The sequence below is a fragment of the Larkinella sp. C7 genome (assembly GCF_006149005.1).
Classification (GTDB): Bacteria; Bacteroidota; Bacteroidia; order Cytophagales; family Spirosomataceae; genus Larkinella.
The window spans coordinates 1-305 of sequence record NZ_VBSL01000298.1; the positions used below are offsets into that span (position 1 = coordinate 1).

Below are 305 nucleotides of genomic sequence, written 5' to 3' on the forward strand. Positions count from 1 at the left end.
CACCTAGAAGGCAGGCACTGACGAGCACACATCTTTTATCTGTCATAGAGCTTTAGTTCCAATATCTTTGCGATAGAATAGACCTTGAGTAGCTTGCTCAGATAGTTTTTGGTAGATTTTTTCTTGGGCTTCTTTGACGCTATCGGCTGTGGTGACCAGCATATAGACCCGTCCGCCATTTGACAGCAGAGCTCTGCTATTTTCAGCGAACTTAGCACCGGCGTAGTAGGTGATGAGGTCGCCAGAAGTCTTTTCTGGCAGCTCCATGCCTTTTTCATAAGCTAGAGGGTAGCCCTCAGAGGCAA

1 protein-coding gene is annotated in these 305 nt (G+C 47.2%); it reads right to left on the minus strand.

What is annotated here, in order from left to right:
• Window positions 1-42 precede the first annotated feature (42 nt).
• The coding region (locus tag FH871_RS35490; RefSeq protein WP_305036643.1) for a phosphoribosylglycinamide synthetase C domain-containing protein at window positions 43-305 on the minus strand (263 nt) is incomplete at its 5' end.